Source organism: Streptococcus cristatus (assembly GCF_003943465.1).
Classification (GTDB): domain Bacteria; phylum Bacillota; class Bacilli; order Lactobacillales; family Streptococcaceae; genus Streptococcus; species Streptococcus cristatus_C.
The window spans coordinates 33,065-46,015 of sequence record NZ_RJPR01000012.1 but is presented as its reverse complement, the minus strand read 5'-3'; the positions used below and the strand labels follow the sequence as shown (position 1 = coordinate 46,015).

Genomic DNA, 12,951 nt, shown 5'->3' with positions numbered 1-12,951 from the left:
TCTCCTGTCTAGCCTCCCCTTCTTTTAAATGGAGTAATATAGATGATGAAAGAAATATTTGGTGAATTTTTAGGGACCCTGCTCTTGCTCCTTTTGGGAAATGGCGTCGTTGCAGGCGTGGTGCTTCCCAAAACTAAGAGTCACAATTCTGGCTGGATTGTGATTACCATGGGATGGGGGATTGCCGTTGCCATCGCTGCTTTTGTATCTGGCAATCTTGGTCCAGCCCATCTGAATCCTGCCCTAACCATCGGAGTAGCTCTCAAAGGTGATTTGCCTTGGGCATCTGTTCTTCCGTACATCCTTGCGCAGTTTGCAGGGGCTATGGTCGGACAGTTCCTCGTCTTCCTGCAGTTCAAGCCTCACTATTTGGCTGAAGAAAATCCAGCTAATATCCTTGGCACATTCAGCACTGGCCCAGCTATTAAAGATACCTTCTCGAACCTGATTAGCGAAATCCTTGGAACTTTTGTTCTAGTGCTGACTATCTTCGCTCTTGGACTTTATAAGCTGCAAGCAGGCATTGGCACTTTTGCAGTCGGAACCTTGATTGTCGGAATTGGTCTCTCACTTGGTGGAACGACTGGTTATGCCCTCAACCCCGCTCGTGACTTAGGACCTCGCATCATGCACAGCCTCCTTCCGATTCCAAACAAAGGAAATGGTGATTGGAGCTATGCTTGGATTCCAGTTGTCGGTCCAATCATTGGTGCCGTCCTTGCAGTAGTAGTCTTCTCCCTATTTTAGAATAAAATAAACCAATCCTCTTCTCTAAGATTGATACATGCTTGGAGAAGAGTATTTTTGTATAGATTTTCAAATTTCATCGAAGACTTTGCTAAATCAATCTAAAATCAGGAGAAAAGAGCCAGTCAGGACGATATTTGACAGCGGATTTATGCTATAATTGACAGTATAAATGATCTAAAGGAGTTATGATGAATCAAACTGTTCAATATTTACAAGAATTAACGGCTATCCCTTCTCCAACAGGCTTTACGGCTGAGGTGGCGGATTATCTGGTGAAGACATTAGAAGTCTTGGGCTATGAGCCTGTTCGGACCAATAAAGGCGGCGTTCATGTTGTGGTTAAGGGTGCAAATGATGCCCAGCATCGGGTAGTGACTGCCCATGTGGATACTCTGGGTGCTATCGTGCGTGCGGTTAAGCCAGATGGTCGTCTCAAGCTGGATCGAATTGGCGGTTTCCCTTGGAACATGATTGAAGGAGAAAACTGTCTAGTCCATGTGGCAAGTAGCGGTAAGACTATCAGTGGGACTATTTTGGTTCACCAGACATCCTGCCATGTCTATAAGGATGCAGGGACGGTTGAACGTACTCAGGACAATATGGAAGTCCGTTTGGATGAAAAGGTGACAAGTGAGAAAGAAACTCGCGATTTAGGAATCGAAGTCGGTGATTTTATTTCCTTTGACCCCCGTACCACAGTTACCGAGTCAGGCTTTATCAAGTCCCGCTTTCTGGATGACAAGGTCAGCGCAGCTATTTTGCTCAATCTTTTGCGCGTCTACAAAGAGGAAAATGTTCAGCTACCAGTGACGACTCACTTTGCTTTCAGTGTCTTTGAAGAGGTTGGTCATGGGGCTAATTCCAGCCTGCCTGAGCAAGCGGTAGAGTATTTGGCGGTTGATATGGGTGCTATGGGTGACGACCAGCAGACAGATGAGTATACGGTTTCCATCTGTGTTAAGGACGCTTCAGGCCCTTATCACTATGGCTTCCGCCAGCATTTGGTAAATTTAGCCAAGAAGCAGGACATTCCTTACAAACTGGACATCTATCCATTTTACGGGTCAGACGCCTCTGCAGCTATGAGCGCAGGAGCAGAAGTCAAGCATGCCCTGTTAGGCGCTGGCATCGAATCCAGCCACTCTTATGAGCGTACCCATATTGATTCAGTTGTCGCTACGGAGCGTATGGTGGATGCTTATCTAAGAAGTGGCTTGGTGGAGTAGGAGTAGGGCATCTAGCCTTGAATAAGAGGCAGAAATCTGAGTATCCTATGGGAATCAGAATGGCTGTTCTTGTTCAATTGGTTAAATTTTCGTAGATGCCTAAAGATATTTGGAAAGTTATGATGTTCAGGTATTTGAAGAAATTCTTTCTGTGTTTGCTTTTTACAATCATAAGTGCTCTGGTCTTAATGTTTACATATCATCAAATCTGCCTGACTAAAGAGCAAAAATTGCTTGATAATCCCTCAGGTCGCCCGATTCAAGTAGACGGCAAGAATATGAATGTCTATGTAACTGGTCAAGGAAATAAGACGCTGGTCTTTTTGGCGGGTGGTGGCACAACGTCCCCTATTCTTGACTTTAAGACCCTCTATTCAAGATTGGAAAAAGATTATCGCATAGTTGTGGTCGAACGCTTAGGCTATGGCTTTAGCGATGACAGCCAAGGAGATAGTAGAGACATTGATACGGTACTTGCCCAGACGAGGCAGGCTTTACAAAAGGCTGAAATCACAGGCCCATATACTTTGGTAGCACACTCTATGGCCGGACTAGAAGCGCTTCATTGGGTTGCAAAATATCCAGAAGAAGTCCAAGGCATTATCGGACTGGATATGGCTTTGCCGAGTTCTTACACTGATCTGAGGCTCTATCCTTTAGCTTATAAAGGCTTACAAATGGCTGCTCATTTAGGATTAAGTCGGGTATTTTATGATGTTGACAAGCAAGTTCCCGCTCTTGCGGCTGGTGATTTGACAGCAGAAGAAAAGCAGATATACAAGGCTCTTTTCTATCGTCGTCCATTGTCAAATGCTGTTTATGAAGAGGTCATGCAGGTTAAGCAAAATGCTGAGCTAGTTTCGAAGGAAAAGCTTCCTGAACGACCAATCTTGCTCTTTTATTCAAATGGCCAAGGGACTGGCTATAGTCAGGGAAAATGGCAGAGCTTCCAGAAGGATTTTGCAGAGCAGTATTCACAGACAGAGCTAATTCTACTAGACTGTCCTCACTATGTGCATGATTATGCTAGTGATGAGTTGGCAGAAAAAATAAAGCAGTTTTTAAAATAGCAAGTTTTATAGAAGCTTGAAATACTAAAAAAAGGAGAGGGAAAAATTCCCTCTCCTTTTTGAATATACAGATTATTTGACAGACCAGACACTGACTGACTTTTCCTCCACTGGAAATTCTCCCCAGCCTTCTTCGTCAATGGTCACGATTTGAGAGCTCTTGCCCAGATAATCGCTGAATTCTCTACCAGCCCATTCTGAGCCGACCAGCATACGTTTGCTACTGGCTTGGTCATTGCTGACAACAACAGCGATTGGCTGACCACCGTCCTTGCCTTGACGAGTCCAGCCAATACAGTTGGCATCGTCAAAGTAGTCAGTCTGCTCACCGTAAGCTAGGTTGAGACGAATATCCAACAGTTTATCCAGTACGTCTTGGAAGCTCTCTTGGGCAAATTCCCCACTAATACCATAGTAGTCGCCGTAAAAGACGCAAGGCAGTCCTTCTTCTCGAAGCAGGATGAGAGCATAGGCTGCTGGCTTGAACCATTCTTCGACGGTGGACTCCAGAGCTTGTCCTCGCTGGGTGTCGTGATTGTCCACGAAGGTCACGGCTGATTCAGGATGATTCTTGGCAAGCGTCTGATCAAAAATCGTCCGTAGGTCAAAGTCTGCCCCAGCTATGCTAGCGTCAAAGAAATTATGGTGGAGCTTGACGTCAACAAGATCAAAGCGGTATTCAATATTTTTGAGATAATCGTTATTAGCCGTCTCATCGCTATTCCAAAATTCTCCAAAAACATAGAAATCCTCACCGTATTTTGCAGTTATATCTCGGATAAAATTTCTCATAAAGAAGGAGTCAATATGCTTGACAGCATCTAAACGAAATCCTTGAACGCCCGTTGTTTCGATAAACCAGTAAACCCAGTCGTAGAGGTTTTGAATAACCTCTGGATGCTTGAAGTCAATATCGGCATACATGAGATAGTCATAGTTGCCGTTTTCATTGTCCACAAGCTCATCATCTGCCCAGCCTTTATTGTCTCCTTGGATAAGGAAAATGCCTGACTTGTTGTTTTTGGCATCATAGTCTGTACCGGTAAAGTGGTACCAATGCCATTCAAAGTCATTGTAGGTTTTATTGCGGCCTGGGAAAGTAAAATGCATCCACGCTTCTATTTCAAATGGTTTTGAGATTTCTATGTTTCGGTCGTTGGGATCTACTTCAACGACAGTAAAACGCTCTTTGTAGTCCGCAGCTGCTTTGTGATTGAGGACTACATCAGCCATGGGTTCAATGCCATTGGCTTTGAGAGTTTGGATAGCATTTAGGTAGTCTTCTTTAAACCCATATTTGGTGCGGACAGTTCCTTTTTGGTCAAACTCGCCTAGGTCGAAGAGATCATAAACTCCATAGCCGACATCATTTGAGCCTGTTGCTTTGAAAGCTGGCGGCATCCAAATTTTGCGGATGCCTTTTGATGCTAGATGAGAAGCATCCTCCGCCAAGCGATTCCAATGTTGTCCATCATTTGGTAAGTACCATTCAAAATATTGCATTAATGTTTGATTTTCCATACGAGATACCTCACATTCTTGGGATGGGTCTATTTTACCAAAAGAAGAATGATGACACAAACGTTTATATAAGTTAATTTTATATTTTTTGCTCATAAGATAAAACTAGCATTGAAATTGAAACGCTTACATAGTATAATGGACAAGTAATATACTTTATAAAAAGAAAGGGGCTCTTTATGAAAAAGAGAGGACTAGTGAGGTTACTCTTATCAGTCTCGATATTTGCACCTTTTGCCTTAGGCCAGGTTGTTCAAGCCGATGAGGCAAGTCAGGCGAATGTCGAAAGCAAGGAAATTCTTCAAACAGAAGCTGTCGCAAAGCCGTCTGAACCGGTATCTTCAGTCCATCAGCCAGCAGTTTTAGAGGTTGAAAGCAAGGAATCGTCGGATTCTGCAAGGCCAGAAAAGCAAGAAGGGGAGTTGGTCACTGTTGAAAGACCAGATGCGAGTCCTGAAATAGCTGCTTCGTCACTGGAGTCTCCGCCTTTAGCTTGGGCTCAAGATGCTAGCTTAGTACCTTCTGCTGTGCCTGCCACTGCTAAAGGACAAGACCTGTCTGCTTATACGGGGAGTCTTTCAAATCCAGCCTTGGCTGATAAGGAATTGACCTTGCAAGAAGCAGTCGATGAACTACTGAAATGGGCAGCCGTCAATGAATCTCAGCTAGGCACCAGTGCTCAAGATAGAGTGAATCTAGCCAAGAGCATGGGAATGATTGACAAAGAGGCTGATTTGACAGCTCGCGTACAGGGAAGCAATCTGCAGACTATGTATGCAGTTGCCAAGCGCCTGCATGATGCCTATCGTGCTGAAAAGAAAGCACCGCTCTTTTTGAATGGTCGGGCACAGCCAATTTTCCCATACAGCAGTGGGGCTAAGGAAGATAAAGACTATTCGTATGAGAAAAGCGATATCGTCCGTTTTCCTGTCTATGTTGAGACGGATCATGACACGGATGGAGACGGAAAGCGTGACCTCGTCAAGGCTATCGTACAACTTCCTAAAGCAGTAGCCCAAGGTGATTTTAAGGCTTCTACAATTTTAGAAGCTCGTCCTTATGTCGCAGGGACTTTGGATGAAAACTATGTGACCTTGGAAAGTCTCAATCTGCCGACAAACGGTTCTTATGATATGAAGAGTTTGCACAATAAGCCTGCTAAGCGCCAACCGGTTTCTAGCATGGGCAGTATTGATGCGGCGAAGAAGGCCAAAGCTTCAGATTGGTACTATTATAGCCCTTATGAAGGGATTCATGATTACGAGAATTTGAACTGGTATGATTACTTCCTAGTGCGCGGCTATGCTTTTGTTTCCAGCGCTGGTCTGGGAACTAAAGGCTCAGAAGGCTTCAATACAACTGGATCTGATTTAGAAGTAGAAGCCTTTAAAAATATTGTTGAATGGGTTAACGGTAAACGGACAGCCTACACAGACAGAACTAGCAATATTGAAATCAAGGCTGACTGGGCCAATGGCAAAGTCGGCATGACTGGCCTATCTTGGGCCGGTACGACAACTTTCGGTGTGGCAACAACGGGTGTAGAAGGCCTGAGAACTATCGTTCCAGCCGCAGGAATTGCTAGCTGGTATGATTATTTCAATAGTCAAGGAACAGCCTACAGCAATCCGCCATACAGTGATCTGTCTTGGCTATCACTCTATGTTTCTACTCGGATGCTTGATCAAGACGATTGGGCTTCAATCTGGAACAAGTATGCTGATTACATTAATCAGCTAAACAAGGACCAAAAAGCTCACGGTCGCAATTATAGCCAAGTTTGGCGGGAACGCGATTATACCCTAAATTCAGGAAAGATAAAGACTAGCGCCCTGCTGGTACATGGCTTAAATGATGACAACGTCAAAACAAAACAATTTGAGCTTATGTATGATGTCTTGAAAAAAGCGGGACAAAATGTAAAACTCTATCTCCACCAAGGAGACCATGTCCATCCGGCAGCTATCTCTCGAGGGTATGGCATCAAGGCCAACAATCAAGATTTCTACGACTTGCTCAATATTTGGTTCTCTCATTATCTTTACGATGTCAAGAACGATGTTAGCAAGCTTCCTGCTGTCTTGGCACAAAATAACTACGATCCAAATAAATGGACGAGCTATGATAACTGGAAAAGTAATAATCGTTTGATTTTGACAGCTAAGTCCAAACGTCTAGAAGAAACCATCTCCAGTGACTATGCGGGGGCTGGGATTGACACTAGCAAGCGAGATGAGGCAGTCAGTCAAGGATCTTCTAAGGCTAACATGACCTTTATGACAGAAGTCAAAGAAGACACGACTATCAAGGGCCATATTCCAGTTCACTTCAAGGCAGCTTTAGCCAAGGGAAGTGGCAAAAACTTGCAGGTCAATGCACTCTTGGTAGATGTATCAGACCAAGAGTTTGATGTTGTTGGAAATGGTGCTGCTAGTGATGACAGCAAGGCTGGTGACTTCTGGATGGGTAGCAATCTCAGCAATCTGGATGTTAAAAACTTTGCGACAACCAAAACCAAATACAAGGTCATTGCTAAGGGCTGGCTAAACTTAGCCAATCCAGAATCAGGCTATACACCGTCTAGTTCAGAAAAGAGCATTAAGCCAAAAGTCGGTCAATTCCATGATTACACCATGTATTTGCAGCCGAATCTTTACACGGTGAAAAAAGGCCACAAGCTGGCTCTGGTCTTCAATACCTATGACCCTAGTGACTTGACGATTAAGCGTCAGTATGAGGTGACTTTCAAGACGGATTCTATTAGTGCGCTAGTACCGACTGTAGAAGCTAGTCGTTCTCAAAAAGCTGATTATGTAGCAAGTGCACTTGATACGGAATATGCCAACTTACCTGAAATTCTTGGGGAAAAACTAGTTGCACCAGAAATCAGAGAAGTCCCAGAATATATCTTTGATAGACAGGATCCGAAACAAGAAGCTCCGTCAGTCGATTCGAGGGTTAGAAGTAAAGAAGAGCAGCAAGGAACGACTGACCATGTGCAGCAATTAGGCAGTCAGAAAGTGGTGCCTCAGGTGCAGCAATTGGCTAGTCAACCAGAAGCGTCTCAAGTGGAGCAGGCAGCTGTTCAACAAGCTCCAGCTTCCTTGCCAAAAACTGGTAGCCATTCAGAAAAAGGAATGTTCTATCTAGGATTGGTGCTTTTTGTCAGCACATTCGGCATGTCTGGCCTCGTTAAGAAATATTCTCATCGTTAGTCATTACAAGAAAAAAGCAGCCAAACATTTCTTCCTAGGTAAAGATTGGCTGCTTTTGCCTTATCGTCTTTCAGCTGGCCTTGGCTTGCAAGTCAGAAGTGCCAGCAAACAGAGAGGTAGAAAGAATGAAAAATCATATTCAAGATATTTTTGACCAAAGTATGGTGATTGAAAGTTTTACCCATACTAGTTCTGAACGGAAGATTGAAGCCTTTCTTCAGGAACGGATAGGGGAGATTCCTTATTTTCAGGAGCATCCAGAACAGTTTGGCTGCTATCAGATTCCAAATGATTTTTATAACCGCAGTGTCAACTGGGCTCTGGTCAAGCGAGATACAGCTGATACCGTGATTCTTTTTCATCATCATGATACAGTGGATATTGAGGACTTTGGCAGTCTCAAAGACTGGGCTTTTGATAATCAGACTCTTAAAGAAAAACTGCCCTCCATTTCTTCAGATTCAGATCTTTTAGCAGATATTGCGTCGGACAAATGGCAGTTCGGTCGAGGCTCTTGCGATATGAAAGCTGCTCTGGCCTTGCAGCTGGGAGTGGTGGAAAGATACAGTAAGATACAGTCTGGTCAGGTCAATTTGCTTTATCTTTCGGTCGGGGATGAGGAGTCCTATTCCCAAGGCATGCGGGCAGCAACAGCCTTGCTTGCTGAACTGAAGGAGCGTTTCCAGCTTCATTACCTTCTGGCCGTGGATTCTGAGCCTTTTGAGAGTCAGTCAGCGGAGGAAAAGGTGCTTCATATAGGAACAGTCGGCAAGTTGATGCCAGTTGTCGTGACTCAGGGCATCCTTTCGCACATGAAAGAGCCGCTCAAGGGGATCAATGCCCTGTCCTTGCTAGCCAAGGTTGCTGAAAAAATTGACCTCAATCCAGCTCTGTCTGACATGGCCTATGGAGAACGTTCGTCTCTGCCATCATGGTCCTATCTGCGTGATTTGAAGGACAATTACGATGTATCAACAGTGCTGCGTGCTGCAGGCTATTTCAGCGTCCTTTATTTAGAAAAGAGTCCAACAGAGCTGCTGGCGACCATAAAGAATCTCAGTCAGGAAGCAGTGGAGGACTTTTATCAAAACTACTGTCAGTTGCAGAAGGTTTATGAAGAAAGCAAGCATGTACCGAAACCGCGCGTGCTGACCTATCAGGAATTACTGCAAGAATGCCAAGAAAAAATCGGTTTTAAAGCCACTTTGCAGCAAATTTATGAAGAAGCGCAGCAGGCTCTGCAAGAGGGTGCCTCCTATCAGGAAATCAGCATTCAAAATATCCAGAAGGTTTTAGATTTCTACGACCGTAAGGAAGCTTTGGTTGTCCTAGCAATCGCGCCGCCTTACTATCCATCAATGAATTGTCGTCGTCTGTCGGACAGTCCGATTAGTATTGAAAAGGTCGTTCAACTTTATGGGGATTTTCTGGACAAGGAAGCTGGTTGTCAGCTCCAAGTGGACGAATTTTTCATGGGAATCTGTGACCTTAGTTACTGTGCCTTAGAGAAGCCTGCCGCTGAATACCAAGACCTGATTGCCAGTATGCCTGTACCTGAGAATCTCTATCATCTGGATTTCCCAGAAATTGTGGCTAATCATATCCCCGGTATCAATCTCGGTCCATGGGGCAAGGACTTGCATCAGCTTACTGAGCGTGTCTATGAGCAGGATATGCTGGAAACCATTCCTAATTTCTTGCTCTATCTGCTGGAGAATGCTCAATCTTTCGAAGTTTAAAGGATGGTTCTGCCTTGTTTTAAAGCAAAATCCGAACTTTTTCGCTAGTTTCTAGACAAATGATTTTTAGGATAGTATAATAACCTTAAAACATAGCAAAGGAGATTCCCATGATTGAATTTAGAGATGTTACAAAAGACTATGATGGCAAGCTGGCGCTTAACCATCTGAATCTGACCTTGGAAAGCGGTGAGATTGTTGGTCTGATCGGTCACAATGGAGCGGGTAAGTCAACGACCATTAAATCCCTGGTCAGCGTCATTAATCCGACACAGGGACAAATTTTTGTGGACGGCAAGGAGCTATCCAGTAATCGTCTAGAAATCAAGAAAAAAATCGGCTATGTAGCTGATTCTCCTGACCTTTTCTTGCGTCTGACAGCCAATGAATTTTGGGAGCTAGTAGCGACTTCCTATGATATGACCACGGCAGAAGTAGAGGCTCGTTTGGGTGAGTTGCTGGCTATCTTTGACTTTGCTAGCCATCGTTATGAAGTAATTGAGTCGTTTTCACACGGTATGCGGCAGAAGGTCTTTGTCATTGGTGCCCTTTTGTCCGATCCAGATATCTGGGTCTTGGATGAGCCTTTGACAGGCTTGGATCCTCAGGCAGCTTTTGATCTCAAGCAGATGATGCGCGAGCATGCTAACAAGGGAAATACAGTTCTGTTTTCAACCCACGTGTTAGAAGTGGCTGAGCAGCTATGCGACAAGATTGCCATTCTCAAAAAAGGAGAGCTGATATTCTACGGAACGGTTGAAGACCTAAAAGCCCAGCATCCAGACCAATCCCTCGAAACCATCTATCTAGGTCTGGCTGGCCACAGAGAAGAGGTGAGTTCAGATGCGTCTTAAAGCGATTAAAAAATTAGTTGATATCAATATTCTCTATGCTATCCAAGCTTCGCAGTTGCAGCAATACCGCAAGAAGCAGGAAAAAAATCCAGAGGTAAAAGTCAATGTCTCCCTGCAGGCTATTCGAATGTACTTGATTTTGGGGTTGGTCTACCTGTTCTTCTTTGGTATCATGAGTGCCTTCAATCACATGGTGGGCAATCCGGGACATTTTGCCAATATGGTCTCCGTATTTGCTATATTTTCCATGTCACAGGGCTTCTTGGTTTTCTATAATGTCTTTTATGAAAGCAAGGATTTGCAGTCCTATCGGCCCTATGCCTTTAGTGAATCAGAAATCATTGTCGGAAAGAGCATCTCTGTTGTCCTGACTCTCTTGATTGCGATTCTGCCCATGTATAGCTATTTCATCGTGCTAGCTCTTCAAGGCGGAAATCCCTTAGTCGGCTTGCCTATGGCCTTGATTTCGATTGTCATTTTAAGCTCTGTTATAACCTTTATCATTTTGATTTTGGTGCATTTTATCACCAAGACAGCTTTCTTTAGAAAGTATAAGACTATTCTATCCAATGTGATTCTAGGGCTGGTTTCCCTTGGTTCGGTAGGACTCTATATCTTTATCAATCAAATGAACAGTCGTAGTATCGCCAGCAATACAGTAGCCACACCTTATTTCCCGCCCGTTGTAGCCTTTTACGACTTTATCATCAATCCTTTTAGCTTGTCTGCAATTTTAGGAATTCTAGCTTGGCTTGCCGTGGCGGCTCTGCTCTTCTTGGTGGTTAAGTTCAAGGTCATACCAGAATTTTATGAAGCAGCCTTGATGACGGGTGCAGCAAGTGGCAAACGTGAGCGGGTGCACGATATCAATATGGACGAGGCCAAGAATTTTAAGAAGTTCGTCTGGCGCTATCACATTCGGCTGCTGAGTGAAGGTTCGGTTATCTTGCAGGCTCTCTTCATGTCAGCACTGATTCCTTACATCATCATTTTTAGTATGGCCATGGGGGCAGTCAAAGCAGATCTAGATGTTAGCCCGTTCTTGATTCCGCGATTTTTACTTCCGCTTAGCTTCCTATCTATGTTTATCGCTACCCTCAATTCGGGTGGGAATAATCTGACCTCTATAGGTTTATCCTTGGAGCGGGAAAATTTTGATTATCTGAAGGTTTTGCCTTTCGAGCTCAGAAAATACGTTCGTCTCAAATTTTGGTATCTCTTTGCTATTCAGTCCATTCTACCAGTGATTCTTCTTTTGGTGACCAGTCTTATCTTCCATGTTCATCTGGTGACTTTTCTGGTTATGCTGCTGGTTTGGTTTATGGCTAGCCTAGCTTGGAGTGCTTGGGGCTATCATCGAGATTATAAGCATTTGGTGACCAACTGGTCCAATGTCAACGAGCTAATGACTCGAGATAATAGTATGGGTAAGACCCTATTGGCACTAGCCTTTACCATTGGAGTGATGATCGTGATTGGCGTTCTCTATGCGATTTCATACTTCCTGACTCTCGCAGTTCTCTATCTCCTTTCAGTTCTGCTGATTTTGATTTCTGGACTTGTTTCTTATCTAATCTATCGCTACTATATGAAAAAACTTGATAGTGAGATTGCTAGTTTTAATTGCTAATTGACCATAATAAAAAGCTTAGCAGCGAGGTTACTTGATACCTTGTTTCTAAGCTTTTTAGTTTCGATTTATTTTATAGTTTTCCGACATAAACTGTATGTCAGCTGATTTTTATCCGTTTAGGAACGCCAGTTAATCAGTACATACATCAAGCTGGAGCCAAACATATCCGCCAGGGCGTGCATGAGAAAGAAAGGCAGGAGGTTCTTGACCTTGTACTTGTAAAGGAAATAGTAAAAGAGTCCATAGACCACTCCGATAACCAGGGCCCAGAGCATTCCTTGATAAGTATGGAAAGAAATCCGAATGATAGTAGAGTAGGCCAGTGCCCACCACTTATACTTATCCTTGACAGAGGTCATAAGACCCAGAAAGAAGAATTCTTCATAGAAGCCATTGAGCAGTCCATAGAGAATAGCCATTGGTGTCAGATCAGCAAATTTCCGGAAGATTTCTAGCACATCTACATAAGACCAGAGGGTTGAATCAAAGTAATTATACCCGCCACTCAGTGTCGTCACAATGTCACCAAAGAACCCTACCACTACAAAAATAAGAGGAGTCCAGAGCAGAACCGACCAGCTCAGGCGGATAGGGAGCTGCTTAAAGTCAAAGCGCCGAAGCAATAGGTAAAGAATGGTCAAGACCAGCATCAGGAGCTGAAGATTGAAATTACTTGAGAATGCTGCGCCTTCGCTAGCTGTATTGCTGACTGTTTCAGTTGCTGCCGTCGTCGCTGTTGTTGAAAAACTAGCCAGGTAAAGCTCAGTTGATCGGTAGATGAACTGACCAAACATGAACAGAGTAATCACAAGAATGTCAAACCATTTCAGTTCTTTCAGAGGCTGTGATGGGCGGATTTTTGATAAAATAGCCATTCGTTTCCCTTCCATAACTGGCAGATTTAATTGCCAGAGATCATCTTTTCTATCTTTATCTTAGCAGA

9 protein-coding genes are annotated in these 12,951 nt (G+C 43.9%); 7 read left to right on the top strand and 2 right to left on the bottom strand.

Translation table 11 applies throughout. The annotated features are described in order from the left end of the window. Window positions 1-42 precede the first annotated feature (42 nt). The 3 genes from D8793_RS10320 (at window position 43) to D8793_RS10310 (ending at window position 3,046) form a co-directional block, all read left to right on the top strand. Window positions 43-747 (top strand): MIP/aquaporin family protein, encoded by a 705-nt coding sequence (locus D8793_RS10320; RefSeq protein ID WP_125371788.1) that lies wholly within the window; start codon window positions 43-45, stop codon window positions 745-747. A gap of 191 nt (window positions 748-938) precedes the next feature. Next, window positions 939-1,976: a M42 family metallopeptidase gene (locus D8793_RS10315; RefSeq protein WP_125371815.1), complete on the top strand. Its 1,038-nt coding sequence runs from the start codon at window positions 939-941 to the stop codon at window positions 1,974-1,976. Between the two features lie 188 nt (window positions 1,977-2,164). Then, on the top strand, window positions 2,165-3,046 hold the full coding sequence (locus D8793_RS10310) for an alpha/beta fold hydrolase (protein ID WP_260471123.1): 882 nt from the start codon (window positions 2,165-2,167) through the stop codon (window positions 3,044-3,046). A gap of 72 nt (window positions 3,047-3,118) precedes the next feature. Here D8793_RS10310 and D8793_RS10305 read toward each other — a convergent pair whose 3' ends face one another. Continuing rightward, a complete protein-coding gene (locus tag D8793_RS10305) occupies window positions 3,119-4,567 on the bottom strand; it encodes an alpha-amylase (protein WP_125371786.1) in 1,449 nt (482 codons plus the stop codon). 179 nt (window positions 4,568-4,746) lie between these two features. Between D8793_RS10305 and D8793_RS10300 the strand changes: the two genes are divergently transcribed. From D8793_RS10300 to D8793_RS10285, 4 genes are all read left to right on the top strand, one after another. Beyond that, entirely contained in the window at window positions 4,747-7,782 is a 3,036-nt protein-coding gene (locus tag D8793_RS10300; protein ID WP_125371785.1) for a CocE/NonD family hydrolase, read from the top strand. 125 nt (window positions 7,783-7,907) lie between these two features. Next, window positions 7,908-9,521 (top strand): M20/M25/M40 family metallo-hydrolase, encoded by a 1,614-nt coding sequence (locus D8793_RS10295; RefSeq protein ID WP_125371784.1) that lies wholly within the window; start codon window positions 7,908-7,910, stop codon window positions 9,519-9,521. A 110-nt stretch (window positions 9,522-9,631) separates the two neighbouring features. Next, the gene (locus D8793_RS10290; protein WP_125371783.1) at window positions 9,632-10,375 is read left to right on the top strand and encodes an ABC transporter ATP-binding protein; all 744 of its coding nucleotides are present in this window, start codon (window positions 9,632-9,634) and stop codon (window positions 10,373-10,375) included. After that, a complete protein-coding gene (locus D8793_RS10285) occupies window positions 10,365-12,005 on the top strand; it encodes a hypothetical protein (protein WP_125371782.1) in 1,641 nt (546 codons plus the stop codon). Before D8793_RS10290 ends, D8793_RS10285 begins: the two co-directional genes overlap by 11 nt. 119 nt (window positions 12,006-12,124) lie before the next feature. On the opposite strand, the gene D8793_RS10280 is transcribed toward D8793_RS10285, so the two are convergent. Continuing rightward, entirely contained in the window at window positions 12,125-12,883 is a 759-nt protein-coding gene (locus D8793_RS10280; RefSeq protein WP_125371781.1) for a CPBP family intramembrane glutamic endopeptidase, read from the bottom strand. Window positions 12,884-12,951 lie beyond the last annotated feature (68 nt).

Bases quoted from the DNA above. Each gene is read 5' to 3' on its own strand.
- D8793_RS10280 (WP_125371781.1), bottom strand. From the start codon at position 12,883: ATGGCTATTTTATCAAAAATCCGCCCATCACAGCCTCTGAAAGAACTG.
- D8793_RS10315 (WP_125371815.1), top strand. From the start codon at position 939: ATGAATCAAACTGTTCAATATTTACAAGAATTAACGGCTATCCCTTCT.
- D8793_RS10285 (WP_125371782.1), top strand. From the start codon at position 10,365: ATGCGTCTTAAAGCGATTAAAAAATTAGTTGATATCAATATTCTCTAT.
- D8793_RS10305 (WP_125371786.1), bottom strand. From the start codon at position 4,567: ATGGAAAATCAAACATTAATGCAATATTTTGAATGGTACTTACCAAAT.
- D8793_RS10320 (WP_125371788.1), top strand. From the start codon at position 43: ATGATGAAAGAAATATTTGGTGAATTTTTAGGGACCCTGCTCTTGCTC.
- D8793_RS10310 (WP_260471123.1), top strand. From the start codon at position 2,165: ATGTTTACATATCATCAAATCTGCCTGACTAAAGAGCAAAAATTGCTT.
- D8793_RS10290 (WP_125371783.1), top strand. From the start codon at position 9,632: ATGATTGAATTTAGAGATGTTACAAAAGACTATGATGGCAAGCTGGCG.
- D8793_RS10295 (WP_125371784.1), top strand. From the start codon at position 7,908: ATGAAAAATCATATTCAAGATATTTTTGACCAAAGTATGGTGATTGAA.
- D8793_RS10300 (WP_125371785.1), top strand. From the start codon at position 4,747: ATGAAAAAGAGAGGACTAGTGAGGTTACTCTTATCAGTCTCGATATTT.